Here is an 18,133-nt window from a genome sequence, read left to right as displayed (position 1 = left end):
GGTTTAGCTCAACTTAGAAGTTGAACTGAGCACCGAAGTCAGCGCGGATGCGCCCGTCTTCGTCACCCGTTTTGATTTCGCCGATACCACCACGCAGCGATGCACCGCCGCCCAGGTCGTAGATGGCGCCAATACCGATATTGCGGGTATCGTTGTCAGCCGAACCGTCACCGTAAGCAAACTGCAGGGTGGTTGCGGCGCCGAGGTTGTATGCCAGCGACAGACCGTATGCGGTACCGTTCTCGGCATCATCAACAACGTCATCGTCCGCAACAAACAGAGTACCCGAGAAGTCACCGAATTCTGCACCCAGGGTCAGAACGGTCAGCGACTGCTTTTCGCTGCTGCTGTTCACGTTCGCCTTGGTCTGACCATAAGCCAGAGCGGCAGTGATGTTGTTGAAGGTGTAGGTTGCGCTGATGTCCCAACGGTCTGCGTCTTGCGGAACACCGTCCAGAGCAACAGTTGCCTGGTCATATGACGCGCCAAATGCGAAATCGCCAACTGCGTACTGGAAGAACACGGCATTCGCGCCCGAACCGGTCGAGGTGTACTCTAGGAAGCTATAGTTCACGCCCGAATACTGACCCAGAAACTCTTCCAGGCCCGGTTCGTTACCGAAGTAGTTTGCCAGATTGTCAAAGGAACCCGCAACGTTGCCGGCGTCAACACGCAGACCACCGTAGATGACAGAGAAGCGTGCGCCGTTCAGGCCCGCGCTGTTCTGTTCGCCGTTGCCGGAATCGTCATCAGCCTGCAGACGAACACGTGCCTGGAACTCAACGCCGCCATCGGTTTCTGCGGTGCCGTCGATGTTCAGACGGAAGCGCGAGACCAGGATGGTGTTGTCGGTGTCGACGGTCGCGGTGCCGGCGCTGGTAACTGCGCCGGTTGCCGGATCAACGGTGAAGTTGTCAACAGTACCGGTACGGTCTTCCTGATATCCAATACCAAAACGGCCGTAGCCGCTGAATTTAACATCCGCGGCAGCAACGCTTGCGGTTGCGATCAACGCGGTCGATGCAATGAGGAGATTTTTCATGGTAAACCCATAAGATTTGAGAGGAGTGTAGCCGCCAAAGCGACTGTTGGCCTATTCGAACAATTTCCGAGCACACGCAACGAATTCGCAGCATTTCTCGTGGCGCGCACTGGGCACTTGTTGCATCTTTGCAAATGCAGAAAATGCCGACAGTCCAATTTCCCGAGCATTTACGTGTGTTTTCGTATTCAGTCGTACTTCGTTACAAAGATTTGATCACAGAAATGCGGCGACACCTCTTTAAATGGCAAAAATAATTCAGGTTTGCAAATGAGACTTCCTGTGTCGTGTGCCCGCACATCGGAAATGGTGGATTCGGGCGAAATCCCGCCCAAAACTGGTTCTGTATTGCACGGGTGAGGGACTCAATCCTGCCAATCAATTGCTGGTGTAGAAGAAGGACAGCTTGCGGCTGACCCCACCCGGCGGCAGCGGAAAGGGCGAGGCCGCCTGCACTTGCGCCCTTGCGGCCCGGTCAACATCGGACGACCCAGAACTGTCGATGACATCGACCCAGGCCAGCGTACCATCGGGATTGATTTCGAAAAATACCTTGGCAAATCCCCGGGCAGCAACAAATACCGGGGGCGCGCGGTTCAGGTGGACCAAGACTTCACCCGCATAATTGGTGGTGTCCGAATTGCCGGGGCCACGCCCGCCCGAACGGCTGCCACTGCTGCCAGACGTGAAGGCATCCAGCCCTTCGCGCCTGTAGGCGTAAAGGGGCGATTCAACCACCTCTGACGGGAACTGCAACTCGCTAAAGTCGCGCGCGCCGTTCAGGGTGCCCCGCCTTTCGGGCGTTGGTTGCCGGTCGGGGCGCTGCGGTCGGATCGAAGACGTCACGGCCAGTTCTGTCACGTCCTCCGTCGCATCCTGGTCGGTCGGTTCAACCGGATCATCCGGCTCAATCGCCTCGGTCTCCAACGGGACAACGGGAATCGCGGCCTCGGGCGACGGGGTGACCGGCAGCGCCGCCAGCTCTTGCGGTTGGGGTGATACGGGCTGGACTTCGGTCGCGACCTCTGGCTCGACCGCGACTGCCTCGGGGATTTCTTCGGGCACATCGGTTGCTGTTTCCGCCTCAACCGGCGGAGTTTCATTGACATCTTCGCTGGCGGCGGCATCGCCTTCGGATGTGTTTTCGGTCTCTGCCACATCAGGCTCAACCGGTTCCGTGGCAGTCGGCTGGACCACTTCGGCTTCGCCGATATCAGGCGCGTAAACCTCCTGCGGGTTTTCCGACGCCACAAGCGCCTCACTGACCGGGATTTCCGGTTCCTCAGGCAGCGTTTCAACCGGTGGCTCTGGTGCCTCGGCCGGTTCGGGTTCAACCGGCTCGGCGACAACCTCGGCAAGATCCTCGAATGTCGTGCTTAGCTCAATTGATTCAGTCGCTTGGCCGCCTGGCGCGTCTTCTGCAAGCCGCTGCCCAGTGACGCTTAACCCTATCAGGTGCAAAAACAGCGACACCAGAATGGCTGCCGCCGCGATCATAACAGACCGGCGGATCATTCCAGCGCCTTCTCGGTCACAACAAAGACGGATGACGCGCCCAGACGGCGTAGCGCGCCGGTCACCTCGATCAGACGCGGGCCCGGTGCGTTTCGGTCGGGGACGATGCGCACGGCCTCGGCCCCTTGGTCACGCATATGCGTTTCAGGGTCGGTTGGAATTCCACGATAGCTAAGCGTGCCGTCGGCGTGCAGGATCAGCGCATCGGGTGGCTCGCGCCCTTCAAGGTCTGCGGTGTTCACCAGCTCGAGATCCGGATCAAGCGGCGGAGCCAATGTGCCGGTGAGGAGGAAAAAGATCAGCATCAGGAAAACGACGTTGATCAGCGCAATTGTCGAGTCGCGTTTGCGTTTGGGGCGCCTGTACTTGATCATTCCAGCACCAGAACGCTTAACCCGTCACGCCCGCGCAGCCGGACCAGAACGTCGATGACGCGCTGCGCCGTTGTATCCGGGTCCAAACTGACCAGAACCTGCCCGGCCTCCAATTGCGTTTCCAGATCACTAAGAGAGACCGATTGCCCGTTCAGCACCAGCCGCTCTGACCCCAACTGCAGGAACAACCGCTCGGTCGGTGCATCCGATGTCGCGCTGCCGGCCAATGCATTGCTCAGCTCGATCTCGCCATATTTGGCAAAGGTCGAGGTCAACATGAAGAACAGCAACAGCAGGAAAATCACGTCGATGAGCGGAGTCATCGACATGGGACGCCGTACGAAGGGTGCGGTGTTACGCATGTCCGGGGGCGGTCGCCACAGCCCGCACATCGTCGGCCTGCGGAACGGCCTGCCCCGGCACCAGAATTGTGCGCAGCGCCTTGTCCGCAAAGACCCGTTCACGCGCTGTGCGACTTTCGAACCAGGACAACAGCATCGAGGTCGGCATCGCCACGGCAAGCCCCACTGCCGTTGTCAGCAGGGCAACCCAGATGCCACCGGCAAGCAATGATGGGTCGACCGACGACCCGGCGGATTGCAGGCTGCGGAATGCCTCAATCATCCCCAGGACCGTGCCAAACAGACCCAGCAGCGGCGCAAGCTGCGCCACGGTGTCCAACAGTCGGAAGCCGCGTTCAAGCCCGGCAAGCGCCAGACCGGCCTCTGCATCCAGCCGTTGTTCCAGACCCGGCGTATCTGAGGCATTCATCGCGACCCGTACCAGAGGGGCAAGGTAACTGCGGCTTTTGTCCAGACGGGCGTGGGCGGTTTGCGGATCGCCCGCATCCCAGGCAGCCAACGCCTCGGACAACACCCGGTGACGCCCGACCCCAGATGCTGCGAATTGCCAAAGCTTGTAAAGCGTGACCGCAACAGTCACCACCGACATCGCGATCAGGATCGCAACAACAGGCCCGCCCAGATCAAGGATTTCGCGCAATGCTTCAAAGGGGCTCATCCAATCAACTCCACATCTGTTCGGCTTTGCAGTTTCAGCCCGTCTTCACATATCGAACTCTCCGCCCCGGCCACCTTGCAGGTGTTCGTGCCGTTGATCAGGGCTTTTCCGACCGAGCTGCACGCCATACCCGGCAGATCGAACTGGCGTACACGTGGGCGATCTGCTGGCAGGTCACGGAAATTGAAGAGCGTCAAGCTGACCACGCTGCCGGAGGCATCAAAGATCACCGTCTCAAAGCTGGCTTCGTCAATGGCTGTCCCGGTTTGGTTTTCCACCACAAACGTCAGTCGACATGCGTTTTCGACATCCTGAACCGAATTCAGCTCGATTTGCAGGCCGTCCAAAGCAGCTGCTTCGGTCTGTGCGATGGCGATTGCAGGCAATGTGCACGCGCAAAATGCAGCAAGTGCCGGACGGAGAAAGAACATTGGCACGCTCCCGATTGTTCAAGGCAGACATCAAGGGCCGGCGACGCTCCGCTGGCGTTTAGCTACACATAGTCAATGCAAGAGGTTGGCGAAAGGGGGGCTCTTTGGGTTTGTGAATAGGGACCACGTCAGCGTTCTTGCGCGGTCGCAAGCGCGCAGTCGATCAGCCACTCAAGGGCGTTTGATTTCATACCGTGTTCGGCTGAAATCACGATGCTTCGGCTTTTAATAATCTGCGTATAGACAGATAAATCTTCCTAAGTCGTCCGGTAGATCGAACCACCGATCTTTCTGAGTTCCCATTTGCGCATTTTGGCCTCAGTTACGCCAAAGCTGACCTGACCGGAAATAGTGGTCGCCCCATACATTTCGGTCATCAAGGGATCCGCGAAATCCCGCTGTCCAAGCCCCTGAACAAATGAAACATTGGCGGGGTTGCATCCCAACCCGAACCACATCCCTTCTATTGCAGTGTAGTGCAAATCCGTCGGCAGTTCGCCCTTTGCGGCATAGTCATCATTCACCGGCTGGTGCAGCAGTTAGAGCCCGACTGGTTCAACACACAAAACCACACCTAAGAACAGATAAAGTTTGACTTTAGCTCTCGTGCCAGAGTTGGCCAGCCTTTGTCCTTGCTAACCCTTTGAAAAAAGTGGTGAGCCGTGCAGGATTCGAACCTGCGACCCACTGATTAAAAGAACGACCAGAGTCATTTCTCCGCATTTCGCCAGACTTCACCACACAGACAATAATGAAGTAAAAGCAGCAATTTATGTTGACCACTCTTGCGCCGCGTCGTCATAACTAACGTCAGAATTCGCCGCCATTAGACCATGAATCATCTTCGCTGCATTCTGCCTTCAATACCTTCAACCGCAGTGAGGCGAAGATGCAGACACAACTTAACCCAGACTACTTTGGTCAGTTGATCGACGAAAAAACAGCGGCAGACTACCATTGTTACTCTGTCCGCGCTTTGCAAAATTGGCGCGAGCGTGGCGGCGGCCGGTTGTTCATCAAAGTGTCCGGTCGGTCCGTTCGCTACACCCGCCGCGACCTTCTAAAATGGATTGCTGAAAAGCGCGTGGCGAACACCAGCACCACCCCTACGTACGCGTGCCTATGCGCGGTTATATCTGTCACATCGTGGTCAACGAAACCGGTGTGGCGCAAATTAGCTATGCTCCCGCGGAATACGATTATCGTTAAGGTGCGTATCACGAAAAGGCGGCGCAGCTCGACCGGCTCCGCGCTCTGGCAGCGTTGTCGAGCGAGGCTGAAGCGTTTCGTTTGGCAAGCAAAGCGAATGCTTCGGAACTTTTCAATAACATTAGCTACGGAACCTCGGTTGATCCCGCCTTATCGCTCTATGTGGCCTATAGTTTAACCGAGATAAACGCGATGGATATGTTCCGAATGCTCTATCGCGCTGTTCGGGAGGACCTTTGCGTATACCTCTTTGATCACCAGATTCTGGGTGATTTTGAGGAAACACCCGTGGCGTCCCAGTGTCCTATGCTTACGCGAAGCTGGAACCTGCTTGGGCTTGGCCGAGCGACGATCGATCCGGTGTTCGACGAGGTTCGAGACCATTTGCAACCATGCCTTTGGACCACCTTCTCGGCTAGAGGTATGGAGATTTTGACACCACAATTTCAGTCACTATCGGAGATTTATGCAACTGCTTTTTATACACGGACGTGCCCAGGGAGGACAGGATGAGGCGACGCTCAACGTATTTAGGAACAGGCTCTTCGGGTTGGTGTCGAAAGGGCGGGGAAGACTCTGCCCCCTGATCTGAAGATTGACTTCCCTTTCTACGGTGACGCATTGGACACTTACACCGATCAGGCAGAGCTGCCTGCAGACGTGCTTGCCAAAGGGGACGGTGAGAATGAAGCGATCGGAGACTTTGTTGCCAGCGTCCTGGATGAAATGCTCCAAGATTCCGATCAACTGACAGAGGAAGACGGCGAGCGCCAGCTACCGCCCGGTGCGCCCAAGGTAAAAGGGTTGCTAAACAGCGGACGGCTTCACGCCATTGTCAAAGCCATCGACAGTCGGTATCCGGAACTGTCGGAAAAAGGCATCGAATGGCTTCTGCGAGATGTCTTTGTGTATGTCCGAGTCAAGTTCGTTCAGGAGGGCATCGACGAGATCGACGAGAAAACCCTGACCACACTGCCGACCGTCATCGTTGGGCATTCGCTGGGAACCGTTGTTGGCTACAACGTTATCCGTAACAATCGAACCAACATTGACCTTGAAAAATACATAACCCTTGGCAGTCCATTGGAGATCAAGGCGATTGCTGCAACGCTGGGTGTTCCCGAAAACACGGCTGACGAAGGATGGTAAAACGCTTATGATGAACGCGACATCGTAGCGCTGAACCCTTTGGAGGCGCCATATTTTGGGACTGACCCGGCCATCGACAACAACGGAAACGTCGATAACACAACGCCGAACCGGCACGGCATCGTCGGCTACCTTCAGGACCCTGCCGTTGCAGGCGCGATTGCGGGCGCACTGAACGTCGCTGTATGAGCGCAGCCCAACTTACCGCATCCGTGCGCTCAGGGCGCATCAAGCAGTCATTAAGGGGAGTTCACGACGACCAAGCCGCCCTGCAGGCCGCACGTGCCAAGCTGTACCGTGGTGAACGAGACAGCGCGCTGCGCGACCGCTATCTGCATGACGAGTTGATCCGGTATCTGGGAGTTTTGGAGCGAAAAAGGTTCGCCCACACGCGTGACATCGTGAACCGCGTCATTCCCAGTCCCAACGAAGACGGTGTCTATCTTGAAATGTTGCCGCGGCAAGCCGCGTCCATCGAAATATTTCTCAGGAACGAGCATCGCGGCACGCCAAACGGACGGATGACCGATCTGTGCAATCGGGTTTTGGTATCGACCTCGCCTAGCTTTGGGCCGGGCGCCAATTCGGCCAAGCTTACTGGTGCGAACCGATGTTGCGTCAGCGAAGTCGAAAACTGAATGTCGGAATTGTCCCGCTCAGCGGACCTTGAAGCCCTCAGAACCGGCCCAATGTTCTACTGAAACCGTCAGACGACTGCATCGCGCCGAAAACGGTCGTCCGTACGGATAAAGACCGACTAATGTTGTTGTCATAGGAACCGTCGGACATTTGTGTTGAACGACGTTGGATTATTAATGATCTCAGCCCTAGGGAGTATACCAAATTGGCGAAGTGTAAGCACGTTCCTGTGTTGACGTCGGCACCTCGGGAGGTAGTTCATCCCCGAACCGAACCGTGTCGTAAATTGTCCACCTCGGGGTAGGAATTTCCAAGACACGAGCATAGTAGAAAGCCCGCACAGAGGGATCGAATTCGGGGTCCTGCCAAACAGTTATTAGTTCCGGGGACCCAATTGAATTAGTAAACGTACCCGTTGCAACATCCACTGTATTCCCCACCGCTGGTAATTTGCCGTCCGCATCTTGCTCTCGGTTTCCTGACCAAGCCACATCATAAACGTGCTCTTCAGTGTCACCGTTGGAATTCAACCAACCTTTCACAATCTGAATGCGGTCCAGATTGCCGGAAAACGGGTCTTTCAATGCAGCAATGAGGAAAGTTGGAGCGTCCGCGTCTGCAGGTGCTTCCGCGAGGTCCCCGCCCATCGGCACGCCTTTTTTGTATCCTATTTCGGCGGGCAAACGAGATTTTGCATCGGCTTCCGTAAAGTCCCAAGCACCGAAGAAACGAACCGCAATACGACTACCGGTCGTCCCATATACTTCTTTCCGTTCCATTGCGTCGAATATTGCTTCACGTGTGTTATCTTCAGCCCAGACCGCCGCATAGCCAGAGGCTGCCATTTCCCACCCTAGAATCCTTAACGCGTCAAATTCGCCAACGACATGCTGCCAACGGCCAGGTTCCGGTTCGACACCGGAGTGTTTGCCAAAGAAATTGTCTTCTTCCGCTGTCGCTAAAGCAGTATGACTGTCAGTCGAGCCCACGACTCCAAATTTGTATGGATTGGTGCCTAGTTGAGCTTCTAGCTTTAGGCCGTTCTTCAGAGCCTCACGTGCATACTCGTATTGGAGCATCCAGTCTTCCTTGGGTGTCGGACCGAGGTTGGATTTATCCCATGTTTCATAGTCTGCGAACTCATCGTTCGGGCTTAGAAACGGATGAGTTTCTCCATCACCTTTGATCTGGGTGATCTCATACATTGGTTCCCACTTTGCACGTCGTTCTGCGTAGTCTTCGGTTAATGGCTCACCCGTTTCCGGATTTGTCTCGACTGGGAACATTAGACCGTTGGAGACATTGCCGTTGTGGGCAAGTGCCAGCACACGCCCGCCAGTCTCTTGTTCATATGTTTCCAACCAGTCCCATAACCGTTCCGGATTAAAGGTTTCTGCGGTTGTGAAAGGTAGCATTTGCCGCGCGCGAATGGCATCATCTCGGTAGATCACGTTGCGGTGGAGGTTGTTTCCAGCTTCAGTGGATGTCCACTCGTATCCGATGAACGCAGTGAAAGTCCCGGGGTCGTTGTGGTGATCCGCAGTTTGCGTGAAATTGTCCCAGACGGATTGTACAAATCTTCGATCTGAAACTGCCTCGGGAAGTGCATCTCCCGTAATACCCGCGAAAGTTTCAATGACTTCCATTGTTGCGCCTAGAGCGACGTCTCCGCCGGCGTTAAGTCGTTCGCTCCAGTCTCGAAGCGTTGGGTCACGCATCAATGTTGAGTTTCCGGCGATGATTTCATTCATAGCGCCCATGGCATCAGAGTGATCGGCAACGACAAGCCAGTCGAGCGGGCGCGATAACTGCACGCGCAGGCCGTGCGATGTCGTGACTTCCTCACCGCGTGCAAATCTATAGGCATCGTCCGGGCTCAGAATGACTCCAAATCCGCGCGCGTCGAGCGAATTTGACGTGTGAATGTGGGTGTCACCCCACAGAGGACGCGTAGGAAAATCACGCCCAGCGTACGGTGAGAAATCAGCCGGTGCAGGTTCGCGCATATCATCAACCGATATAGTCATCTCCCCAACTTGCCCACCTTGTGCAGCCTCTTGAGCATTTGAAGAGCTTGCCATGAACGTGGCAGAAACGATTGCTGTCGATGTCAGAAAAAACTTCATTGGAACCTCCCAGCAGAGCTGAATGCCAGCCTATGGCAACATCTGGCGCGGCAGTTCGTCAAGTAAAACAACGGTTTTTCTAATTTGGGCACCAGCGATCCTGAGAGAGGTTCGATTATTTCTGAACCTCGAGTTCGCCCATAAGGGTGACGCTCAGCCACCTTGCTTCAGGTGCCGCAGTGAGTAGCCGTTCTTGACGATGGGTGCTCTTGTTCGTCAGTCTTAGGCCAGTGATCTTGATTGGAGGCGTTGTCATGAAGTGGTTCTCACGAACATTCCTACTGTCCTTTTTTCTTCTATTTGCCACAGTTGCCTCGGCTCAAGACAAACCCAATATCGTATTCATATTTCTAGATAACTTTGGTTGGGGTGAGCCAGGATTCAACGGTGGTGGCATAATCCGCGGTACAGCGACTCCCGAAATGGATGCCCTGGCTGCAGAAGGATTTAGGCTCACGAACTTTAATGTGGAAAGTCAGTGCACTCCCTCTCGAGCTGCGACTATGACAGGGCGTTACGGCATCCGGAGCGGCAACCATACGGTCCCACTGGGCGGCGGCGTCTACGGTCTGACTCAATGGGAAATCACTATGGCCGAGATGCTAAAGGATGCCGGATACAACACGGCCATGTACGGAAAATGGCACCTCGGCTGGTCTGCGGGGCGCTATCCAACGAATCAAGGATTCGACGAGTTTTACGGCGTCGAAACCACTGACGTTACAGTCTGGCGAACGCTTCCGGGATTTGCTGAAGCCGAGATGGAAGAGCCCGTCGTCAAGCAAGGTGTTTCGGGTGAGCCAGCATCCATAGTGCGGGACTATGATCTGGACTATCGCGGCGAGATAGATGGTGACCTGACAAAAAAGGCTATCGAATTCATCGAAGCGAAGAGCGTGGACGACGCACCCTTTTTCATTTATCTTGCTTATACGCAGACCCACTATCCAAACATCGCGTCCGAGGAATTCGATGGTGCCACTGGAAACGGTGTTTGGGCCGACATTCTACTTCAGACTGACACCTACATCGGGCGCATCGTTGATGCGTTGGAGACCGCGGGTGTTTCGGATGATACCGTGGTGATCTTTACTGCCGACAACGGCCCCGAAGCTCTGCCAGTTGGAAATGCGAACGTCTCTCCAGTCCCTGCGGTTCATGGCACCGCAGGACCTTGGCGTGGCACTCTCTTCACCAGCCTCGAGGGAAGTATGCGCGTACCTTTTGCGATCAAATGGCCTGGGAAAATCCCTGCCGGTTCTGCGAGTAACGATGTTGTCCACTCGATGGACCTCTTTCCGACACTCGCGGCGTTTGCAGGCGGCAAGGTGCCACGAGACCGAGCCTTTGATGGCATCGACCAATCCCAATTCTTTCTCGGTGCCCAGCCAAATTCAAATCGAGATGGCGTGATCGTTTACATGGGTGAACAGATTTTCGGCGTTAAATGGAAGGATTGGAAAGTCCTGTTCAAAGAGAATACGACAGCTTTTGGTGTGACAAATTCCTTTGACACACCAAGAGTCTACAATCTTCTGAATGATCCGCACGAGCGCGAAAGCGTACTCTTCCCCCACACATGGGTGGTCGAAAAGGCGCTACCGCAGTTGCAGGAGCACATCGCAACGTTCAAGGAGTACCCTCTGGTCCCGCCGGGAACGCCAGACCCCTACGAACCACCCAATGACTGAGCGGCAGTTTTGTCCGCAACTCGGACGTAGCTCCTGTTCAAATCAAGGTCCGGTTCCCGCATAAGCGGTCAGCGGGAGGTCAAAGCAGACGTTGCCGCGTGCCGACTGGTATTGAGTGTCCGGTTTCAGCCGCTTTGTGGGCATCCGTCAAAAGTGCTCAGATGACCGCGTTGAGCCCAAAGCAGGCATTCTTCTGGCAAGTCAATTTGCATTCGCAGCAATAGAGAGTTCTGGCGCGCCGCGTTAACGGCACCGGATATAATACAAGGTACTAGTTTGAACTGTACCATATTGGCGAAGTGTAAGCGCGATCCTGTATTTCTGCTGGAACGCTATTCGGTAAAGGAACGTCGTAATACGCAGCATCAATTGTGGTCCAACGCGGTTTTGGAATCTCAATAACGCGCACGTAGTAGAAGGCATTCTGAGAGGCGTCAAAGTCTGGGTCCTGCCAATATCCGTCCAGTGCTGCGGCCCCAATTGAGTTATTGTAAGTTGCCTTCTCAACGTTGACAGTCGAGCCGACAGGTTCGCGGGCGCGACCGTCTGTGCCGATCTCGCGACCTCCTGACACCGCAACATCATAGATGCGCTCAAAGGTCTCGCCGCTCCCGTCGATCCAGCCCTTGATGATCTGCACGCGGTCCAGGTTAGCACCATCAGGGTCGCGCAGGGCGCGGATCAGGAATCCGGGTGCGGCCCCATCCGGCGCATTGGCCAGATCGCCGCCCATCGGCACTCCATTACGATAACCGTGCGCCGCAAAGTCGGGGGCGCTAAGGTCCTCTGCATCAAAGTCCCATCCGCCAAAGACGCGCACACGGATTCTGCTGCCAGTAGTGGCATAGGCCTCCTTGCGGGAGATCGCTCCATGTACTTCCTCGCGGGTGTTTTCGCGCGCTCAGACGGCGGTCAACCCTGCCGCGGATTCCTGCGCGGTGACAATCCGCAGCGCCGGGTCGTCCGATGGGATCACATCAAGGTTGTGCCGTATTGGCGACGGCTCTGTGTGCTGGTACTTGCCAAAGTAATTGTCTTCACGCGTTGTCGGGAGCGCCGTGTGGGAATCCGTTGTGCCTGTGAAACCTGATTTGAACGGGTTCACACCGATCTCACGCTTGATCTCAAGCCCTACTTTGAGCGCCGAGCGCGCGTATTCATAACGCAGCATCTCAGGTTCTTTGGCGGCTGTCCCTGCGAGATTTGCGACGTCCCATGTTTCGAAGTTGGCAAATTCATCATCTGGCGACAACATCGGATGTGTTTCTTCATCGCCTTTTATTTGCGTTAGCTCGTGCATTGGTTCCCAACGGGCGCGTTTGGCTGCATAGTCCGCATCCATGGGTGATCCGTCGAACTTGGTTGGCGCAAACATGATACCATTCGACACGTTCCCATTGTGTGGTACCGAAATCGCGCTGCCACCGGTTTCCTCTTCGTAGGCAGCCAAGTGATCCCACATCGGCTCAGGATCTTCGCTGTCGAAGTACGTGAAAGGGCGGGTGCGGCTTGTCTTATCCGCCCCGTCACCGAAGAGAACGACGCGGTGCAGGTTGTTCCCAAGCGGGGTCGATGTCCATTCGTAACCCGCAATCGCTGTGAAAACGCCGGGATTGTTGTAGTGGTCAATGGTTTCAATGATCTGTTGCCACAAGTCGCCATCGAGATTCAAACCCGCCGTAGGGTCGCGGCCCTGCACTGTCGATATTTCGATTATGTCGGCGAAGGCTGCCATCCGCCCTTCCTGTCCCGAATTGAACCGCTCGTATGTCAGGCGACCCCATTCGTCAGCCAGCAGGCGGGGGTCTGCCGCGCGGATGGCGGTGGACAGTCCGAGCATCTCCGCATGTTCTGTGATGGCCAGAAAATCTAGTGGCCGGACAAGTTGCACCGATTGTCCGGTGTTAGAGAGGATCCGCTCGCCGCGCGCCACACGAAAGGCGTCGTGAATGTTGAGTGAAGTACCTACCAACCCGGCGTCAAAGGAAATTTCTGTATGAAAGTGCAAATCGCCAAAAAGCACCTGATCCGGATACGACCGATCAACAAATGGCGAATAGTCGGTCCCGGCATCGACAGTGGCTTCTGACACGACACCTTCAAACGCCAAAGCGCTCGTTGAAGTCAAGAATGCTGAGCTAGCAAGTCCCATCGCAATTTTTTTAAAAATTTTGGCGTGTTTCATGACTATCCCCCCATCCTTCAAACTGACTTTTAGGCGATCCTAACACAGTATTGACTTCCAACCTAATCGCAGAGGGTGCACCTTGCGGCATATCAATCAGCTGTAATCCGTTTAATATGCTGCGCTGCTGCGAACGGCGGTTTTGTCCCGCAGAGCCGACATCCGGCGCTCCTTATTATTAGCTTTCGAATGTCTGCTGTTGAACCCATTGCCGCCATCGGTCAAGCTTCGGTTTTTCGCATGTGCAGCACGTCGCGAACCGCATATTCCCGACATTCAGGACTAGGTGGAAAATAACAGGTGAGCAGACAAAGTGTGAACTCGCTGCGCCCGCTCCAACGGCAGCAATCTGAACATTACGTCTGCTGCGAAAAGCAGCACGGTTAGAAGTCTGCCAGTCGCTGCAAGTGGTCGGCTGTTCCGCAAGATCAATAACGACACGCAATGTTTATCCGACCAGACAGGTTAACCTTTCTTCCGCTTGCGCCGTCCTGCCAGAACACCCGATTCAAGGATGATGCTGGAGACAAGGTGTTCGCGCCGATAGGCCATAATATGCACGCCTGAGACGCCCACAATCTCGCGCAGTTGCTGGATCAGCTCGATGCATATTTTCTTGCCCTCATCCGAAGGGTTTTGCGCCACCTCCAACCGGTCGATGATGGCATCGGGGATGTGAATGCCCGGCACGTTGCTGCGCATCCACCGCGCCGCCTTGGCCGAGGCGAGAGGGCCGACCCCGGCGATGACAAACACGCGCTTGTCCATGCCGGCATCACGCACCCGCTCCATGAATGCCCCAAAGAGGGGAATGTCAAAAATATAGTTGGTTTGGATGAAATCGGCCCCGGCCTCGACCTTTTTGGTCAGGCGGTCCGCACGCCACTCATAAGGTGGGATGCACGGGTTTTCTGCCGCCCCGAGGAACAACTGCGGTGGGCTGGACAGTTTTCGCCCCGACAGAAACACACCTTCGTCGCGCATTGTGCGCAAGGTGCGCAGCAAGTTGAGGCTATCAAAATCGAACACCGGTTTCGCGCCGGGCTGATCGCCCACGCCCACGCCATCGCCCGTCAAGCAAAGCACGTTACTGACACCCAGCGCGGCAGCCCCCAAAACATCGCCCTGAATGGCGATACGGTTCCGGTCGCGGCAGGAAATCTGGTAAACCGGGGAATAGCCCGCGCGGGTCAGCAGAGCACAGATGCCGATGGAGGACATATGGCAATTGGCCCCCGATGCGTCGGTGGCATTGATCGCATCCGCGACCTCTCCCAAGGGCTGGGCCGCATCAAAAACATCCGCCGCATTGGCGCTGTCGGGCGGGTTCAATTCAGCCGTCACCGCAAAGCGGCCCGAGCGCAAAACACGCTCAAGCCGACTGTGAGAAACATGACCCTCAAGTGGCTTGGCATAGGGCAGCAGGGTGTTTTCGATGGGTGAAGTATCGCTCATGTGCCGCGCCCTGTGGTCGTGGCCTTGGGTGGCTCGTCTGCCAGAGGAGCCGAGCTTGGTTCCTGCAATCGTGCCTCTGGAAAGGCGTCAGCAAGGGCCATGCGGGCCGCATCCCGTTTTTCACGGTTCAGTACCGCCATTTCGCGACTGACGCGCAACCACGAGGAAGAGCCTTGCAAACTGCGATCGACAGGTGGCAAAACCTCCCTGATCTTCGCGGCCCCGTCTTTCATGTGGCTGGCCCCGTCCCAGCCCAGCGTCCAAACGCATTTCATTTCAGGCTTCACCTCGCAATACCCTCCCTTCCGCACCCCACCACAGGGACCATTGCGCAGCTGTTTGGGGCAGTTCATCGGACAGGACATGCCGGTTGAGGACAACACACATTGCCCGCACATTTTGCAATCGAAAAGAAGTGTCTTCACTCCCTTTTCGATAAGGACAATCGGGTGCTCGACACGGTTGTAGCCAATTCTTGCGAAAAGGGGGTCTAGCGCCACCATGACCTGCTCGACACGCTTGTAGATCCATTCAAATGCGCGCGAGTGGCGAGTGGCAAAAAGTCGGACACGGTACATAGGTTTGTTCCTTGTGGAGGCTTGACCTTAGCACGGGTCGACAATTTCCCATACGTAATGTAGCGCTTACATATCACTGCCGCCCAGTCCCACCCGACTCAAGGTACACTGGCCCGGTAGCTGACATTGGTTCCGAGTGCAGCGTTCGTTACTAAGGGCTCGCAGCAGACATTCTCAGCGGGCCTCATCGATTGTTGATAAGAGCCCAAAGGTGTCGCGAATTTTTCGCCCTGTGACGCGGTAATACGTGCTTAGTGTCCGTGCTCATACAGATTTTCTCAGAGCAAAAACTTGTTTTCTGGAATCCGGGAAAAATGCGTAGGATGTTTTGACGATGGAAGCCAGCACCCTCCTGAGAATACTATTCCCAATCGCAGTCATTCAAATTGTTGGTCGGGCAGTGCCGGGTCCAAACCACCTGACAATTATAACAGCTTCAGTGACCGCCGGTCGCCTGGCCGGACTAAAAGCTGCAATGGGTATCGCTTCCGGTTCGTTAACTTGGACGTTGATCGCCGTTTCCGGGATTGAGGTGGTCCCATCCCTCTATGTCTCTTTGAGATTGCTTGGGGCGGGGTATGTTATCTATCTAGGAGTAAACGCTTTTCGAGCGGGGCGGCGGGGCGGCATGTTCCGCCTGGATGCTAATGTCAGATCACCTGCAACTAATGCACCCATTCGAACAGCATACTTTGTAATGATGACAAACCCAAAGGCGGTTTTGTTTTTTGGGTCAATTCTGACAGCATTTATCCTACCGGCAAGCCCCGGTTGGTTGATGATCATCATAGCGTTTCAAGTCGGATTGCTTGGTGCAATTTTGAATGCTTTTGCGGCGATCTTTTTTTCGTCAGCGGTGTTCATGCGCTGGCTTCAAGCTGCTGGCATTTGGATGTCGGTCGTATTTGAGATTTTATTCAGTGCCCTATATGCTCTACAGCCCTCCATTCCTCATCTTACACGATCTTCATTGCATCGTTGTTTGCAGCGACACGGCATCTCACGACTGCCTGATATGGATGGGGACAAGCCGAAGCGGCAGAAGTTCAAGCGGTATCCAATCGGCTATTTTCATATCGACATCGCCGAACTCCGGACCGCCGACGGCAAGCTCTTTCTCTTTGTAGCCATTGACCGAACCAGCAAGTTCACCGTGGCCCGACTGGTAGAAAAGGCAAACAGAAAGACGGCTTGGGAGTTTCTGGAGCACCCTCTGGAAGCGGTGCCCTACCGTATCCACACCATCTAGACTGACAACGGCATCCAGTTCGCAGAGCAACCCCGGAACCGGAACACTATCTATTCCAGGCCGATGCGGTTCGACATGATCTGCGAGGTCAACGGGGTTGAACATCGTCTGACAAAGCCGAACCACCCATGGACCAACGGTCAGGTCGAACGCATGAACCGCACCATCAAGGACGCAACCGTCAAGCGGTATCACTACGAAAACCACGACCAGCTTCGCCCGCACTTGGCCGACTTCCTCGATGCCTACAACTACGCCCGTCGTTTGAAGGCACTAAGCGATCTCACGCCATGCGAATACATCTGCAAAATCTGGACTTCAGGACCAGATCGATTCATCGTCAATCCAATCCACCAGATGCCGGGACTTAACGCCTAGCTTCACGCTCTTTTTGTATCAGCGTGGCGGAAAAATTTTAAACAAGACACTCAACAAAGCTCCAGCAAGCGGCGCTTGGGCTCGTCGTTTGAACGTCTGACGCTTGGGTTTGTCACCTCTCATATCGGGCAGCCGTGAAATGCTATGCCGCTGACGACAACGACGCAGAGAGGGGCGGGTCAGGTGCGGGATCGACGGCTGTAAGCATATAGACAATCGTCTAATGCAACAGGGTGCGCCGCCAGGACGCTAAACCATTGCGTCTTCATCTTCGCTGAAAACGGTTGAACGTGGCTTTTTAGGGCCGGCCTTCTGATCCTCGACAGTCTGTCGCTTGCGCCACTTAGCAACTGTCTTGGGATTGATGCCCAGTTCCCCGAGACAACGACGAAATCGCTGTATTGCTGTTCTTACCGCGTGCGTGGTCTTGGCGCGACCATGACGAACTTGTCCCCTAGTGCCGCCTCACATTCCAACGAAAAGATCACATGAGCAATCCCCGGGATAAAACAACTAGAGCCACTTGAAATGCGGACATCACGGCTTCTTTGTTGGCGCGGAGCTAACGTGACAACACCTCGAAAGACGGCCATGCTCAAAACAGCCGTCATGGCAAAAGATCAGATACCCTGCTGAACCCCGTCAGATCAAAACCAAAGGAGATCGGGTCTCCTGCGGTATTTTTACTTTCGATCACCAATTGGTTACCAATCCGCAACGCAGACATCCATTCGGACGAGACGAGGGAACGGGAAAAGCAGCCTTGAGCCTCGCAAGTCAGAAACTCCAGACGCGCAACTTCGACGTCATCGACTTTCGCGATCAGCCCCTCGGAAAATAGCAGGCCAAACGGCAAGGTCAGCACGGTTTCGGTCTCAGCTTTTCCCGCAGGCTTTACGAACGCAATAGAAGTCAGCCTCTGATTGTTTTCGGTCAAAACAATGCTTTGGGTCATTTCACAGACCAGCTCGGTTCCGTTGCCCGGATTTCCACAATTTACCGACCACGGGAGCGTGCCGTTCTCTTGCGCGGCAAGAGGGTGTGCCAAACCCAATGAGGCCCCTAGTGCGCTAAGCCAAATTTTCATACTGT

General features: G+C 55.2%; 15 protein-coding genes and 4 pseudogenes. 6 read left to right on the top strand and 13 right to left on the bottom strand.

All coding sequences use genetic code 11. The annotated features are described in order from the left end of the window. Nucleotides 1-13: 13 nt before the first annotated feature. The 7 genes from DHN12_RS09440 to DHN12_RS09410 all read right to left on the bottom strand — a co-directional run bounded on the left by DHN12_RS09440 (nucleotide 14) and on the right by DHN12_RS09410 (nucleotide 4,906). Entirely contained in the window at nucleotides 14-1,042 is a 1,029-nt protein-coding gene (locus DHN12_RS09440; protein ID WP_058272854.1) for a porin, read from the bottom strand. A 378-nt stretch (nucleotides 1,043-1,420) separates the two neighbouring features. Continuing rightward, entirely contained in the window at nucleotides 1,421-2,557 is a 1,137-nt protein-coding gene (locus DHN12_RS09435) for an energy transducer TonB (protein ID WP_108859971.1), read from the bottom strand. Further along, nucleotides 2,554-2,931 carry a biopolymer transporter ExbD gene (locus DHN12_RS09430; protein ID WP_108859970.1) on the bottom strand — a complete coding sequence of 126 codons (378 nt, stop codon included), beginning with the start codon at nucleotides 2,929-2,931 and terminating at the stop codon, nucleotides 2,554-2,556. Before DHN12_RS09430 ends, DHN12_RS09435 begins: the two co-directional genes overlap by 4 nt. After that, a complete protein-coding gene (locus DHN12_RS09425) occupies nucleotides 2,928-3,293 on the bottom strand; it encodes a biopolymer transporter ExbD (protein WP_234416605.1) in 366 nt (121 codons plus the stop codon). The genes DHN12_RS09430 and DHN12_RS09425 overlap by 4 nt, the downstream gene beginning before the upstream one ends. After that, on the bottom strand, nucleotides 3,286-3,951 hold the full coding sequence (locus DHN12_RS09420; protein WP_108859969.1) for a MotA/TolQ/ExbB proton channel family protein: 666 nt from the start codon (nucleotides 3,949-3,951) through the stop codon (nucleotides 3,286-3,288). The genes DHN12_RS09425 and DHN12_RS09420 overlap by 8 nt, the downstream gene beginning before the upstream one ends. Next, nucleotides 3,948-4,382, bottom strand: a complete 435-nt coding sequence (locus DHN12_RS09415; protein WP_234416604.1) for a hypothetical protein — start codon at nucleotides 4,380-4,382, stop codon at nucleotides 3,948-3,950. Before DHN12_RS09415 ends, DHN12_RS09420 begins: the two co-directional genes overlap by 4 nt. A gap of 257 nt (nucleotides 4,383-4,639) precedes the next feature. Beyond that, nucleotides 4,640-4,906, bottom strand: coding sequence for a hypothetical protein (locus tag DHN12_RS09410; protein ID WP_108859968.1), 267 nt, complete (start codon nucleotides 4,904-4,906; stop codon nucleotides 4,640-4,642). Nucleotides 4,907-6,212: 1,306 nt separating this feature from the next. Here DHN12_RS09410 and DHN12_RS09395 point away from each other — a divergent pair. The 3 genes from DHN12_RS09395 to DHN12_RS09390 are packed head-to-tail and all read left to right on the top strand — an operon-like array spanning nucleotide 6,213 to nucleotide 7,378. Further along, on the top strand, nucleotides 6,213-6,740 hold the full coding sequence (locus DHN12_RS09395; RefSeq protein WP_108859966.1) for a hypothetical protein: 528 nt from the start codon (nucleotides 6,213-6,215) through the stop codon (nucleotides 6,738-6,740). Nucleotides 6,741-6,779: 39 nt separating this feature from the next. Then, nucleotides 6,780-6,929 carry a hypothetical protein gene (locus tag DHN12_RS24430; RefSeq protein WP_159090006.1) on the top strand — a complete coding sequence of 50 codons (150 nt, stop codon included), beginning with the start codon at nucleotides 6,780-6,782 and terminating at the stop codon, nucleotides 6,927-6,929. Continuing rightward, nucleotides 6,926-7,378 carry a hypothetical protein gene (locus DHN12_RS09390; RefSeq protein ID WP_108859965.1) on the top strand — a complete coding sequence of 151 codons (453 nt, stop codon included), beginning with the start codon at nucleotides 6,926-6,928 and terminating at the stop codon, nucleotides 7,376-7,378. The genes DHN12_RS24430 and DHN12_RS09390 overlap by 4 nt, the downstream gene beginning before the upstream one ends. A gap of 189 nt (nucleotides 7,379-7,567) precedes the next feature. On the opposite strand, the gene DHN12_RS09385 is transcribed toward DHN12_RS09390, so the two are convergent. Next, a complete protein-coding gene (locus DHN12_RS09385; RefSeq protein ID WP_108859964.1) occupies nucleotides 7,568-9,505 on the bottom strand; it encodes a DUF3604 domain-containing protein in 1,938 nt (645 codons plus the stop codon). A gap of 254 nt (nucleotides 9,506-9,759) precedes the next feature. Here DHN12_RS09385 and DHN12_RS09380 point away from each other — a divergent pair, with 254 nt between their 5' ends. Then, a complete protein-coding gene (locus DHN12_RS09380; protein WP_108859963.1) occupies nucleotides 9,760-11,196 on the top strand; it encodes an arylsulfatase in 1,437 nt (478 codons plus the stop codon). A gap of 271 nt (nucleotides 11,197-11,467) precedes the next feature. Here DHN12_RS09380 and DHN12_RS24800 read toward each other — a convergent pair. From DHN12_RS24800 to DHN12_RS09365, 3 genes and pseudogenes are all read right to left on the bottom strand, one after another. Continuing rightward, a pseudogene (locus DHN12_RS24800) lies at nucleotides 11,468-13,219 on the bottom strand (DUF3604 domain-containing protein). A 627-nt stretch (nucleotides 13,220-13,846) separates the two neighbouring features. Beyond that, entirely contained in the window at nucleotides 13,847-14,836 is a 990-nt protein-coding gene (locus DHN12_RS09370; protein ID WP_108859962.1) for a methylenetetrahydrofolate reductase, read from the bottom strand. After that, nucleotides 14,833-15,414 (bottom strand): methylenetetrahydrofolate reductase C-terminal domain-containing protein, encoded by a 582-nt coding sequence (locus DHN12_RS09365; RefSeq protein WP_108859961.1) that lies wholly within the window; start codon nucleotides 15,412-15,414, stop codon nucleotides 14,833-14,835. The genes DHN12_RS09370 and DHN12_RS09365 overlap by 4 nt, the downstream gene beginning before the upstream one ends. A gap of 334 nt (nucleotides 15,415-15,748) precedes the next feature. Between DHN12_RS09365 and DHN12_RS09360 the strand changes: the two are divergent. Together DHN12_RS09360 and DHN12_RS09355 are read left to right on the top strand one after the other, a co-directional pair. Further along, nucleotides 15,749-16,315 (top strand): annotated as a pseudogene (locus tag DHN12_RS09360) (LysE family translocator); the annotation flags it as partial. A 12-nt stretch (nucleotides 16,316-16,327) separates the two neighbouring features. Further along, nucleotides 16,328-17,041, top strand: a pseudogene (locus DHN12_RS09355) (integrase core domain-containing protein); the annotation flags it as partial. Nucleotides 17,042-17,128: 87 nt separating this feature from the next. Here the strand turns inward: DHN12_RS09355 and DHN12_RS25215 are convergent. After that, nucleotides 17,129-17,443: pseudogene (locus DHN12_RS25215) on the bottom strand (IS481 family transposase); the annotation flags it as partial. 205 nt (nucleotides 17,444-17,648) lie between these two features. Further along, nucleotides 17,649-18,128 (bottom strand): invasion associated locus B family protein, encoded by a 480-nt coding sequence (locus tag DHN12_RS09345; RefSeq protein WP_159090005.1) that lies wholly within the window; start codon nucleotides 18,126-18,128, stop codon nucleotides 17,649-17,651. Between the last annotated feature and the right edge of the window lie 5 nt (nucleotides 18,129-18,133).

The organism is Ruegeria sp. Alg231-54, from assembly GCF_900143525.1.
Lineage (GTDB): Bacteria > Pseudomonadota > Alphaproteobacteria > Rhodobacterales > Rhodobacteraceae > Ruegeria.
This window is presented reverse-complemented; position numbering and strand designations above follow the sequence as displayed.

Excerpts from the sequence above, each read along its gene's own strand:
- DHN12_RS09440 (WP_058272854.1), bottom strand. The coding sequence starts at position 1,042 with ATGAAAAATCTCCTCATTGCATCGACCGCGTTGATCGCAACCGCAAGC.
- DHN12_RS09370 (WP_108859962.1), bottom strand. The coding sequence starts at position 14,836 with ATGAGCGATACTTCACCCATCGAAAACACCCTGCTGCCCTATGCCAAG.
- DHN12_RS09345 (WP_159090005.1), bottom strand. The coding sequence starts at position 18,128 with ATGAAAATTTGGCTTAGCGCACTAGGGGCCTCATTGGGTTTGGCACAC.
- DHN12_RS09390 (WP_108859965.1), top strand. The coding sequence starts at position 6,926 with ATGAGCGCAGCCCAACTTACCGCATCCGTGCGCTCAGGGCGCATCAAG.
- DHN12_RS09420 (WP_108859969.1), bottom strand. The coding sequence starts at position 3,951 with ATGAGCCCCTTTGAAGCATTGCGCGAAATCCTTGATCTGGGCGGGCCT.
- DHN12_RS09380 (WP_108859963.1), top strand. The coding sequence starts at position 9,760 with ATGAAGTGGTTCTCACGAACATTCCTACTGTCCTTTTTTCTTCTATTT.
- DHN12_RS09365 (WP_108859961.1), bottom strand. The coding sequence starts at position 15,414 with ATGTACCGTGTCCGACTTTTTGCCACTCGCCACTCGCGCGCATTTGAA.
- DHN12_RS09385 (WP_108859964.1), bottom strand. The coding sequence starts at position 9,505 with ATGAAGTTTTTTCTGACATCGACAGCAATCGTTTCTGCCACGTTCATG.
- DHN12_RS09430 (WP_108859970.1), bottom strand. The coding sequence starts at position 2,931 with ATGATCAAGTACAGGCGCCCCAAACGCAAACGCGACTCGACAATTGCG.
- DHN12_RS09435 (WP_108859971.1), bottom strand. The coding sequence starts at position 2,557 with ATGATCCGCCGGTCTGTTATGATCGCGGCGGCAGCCATTCTGGTGTCG.
- DHN12_RS09415 (WP_234416604.1), bottom strand. The coding sequence starts at position 4,382 with ATGTTCTTTCTCCGTCCGGCACTTGCTGCATTTTGCGCGTGCACATTG.
- DHN12_RS09425 (WP_234416605.1), bottom strand. The coding sequence starts at position 3,293 with ATGCGTAACACCGCACCCTTCGTACGGCGTCCCATGTCGATGACTCCG.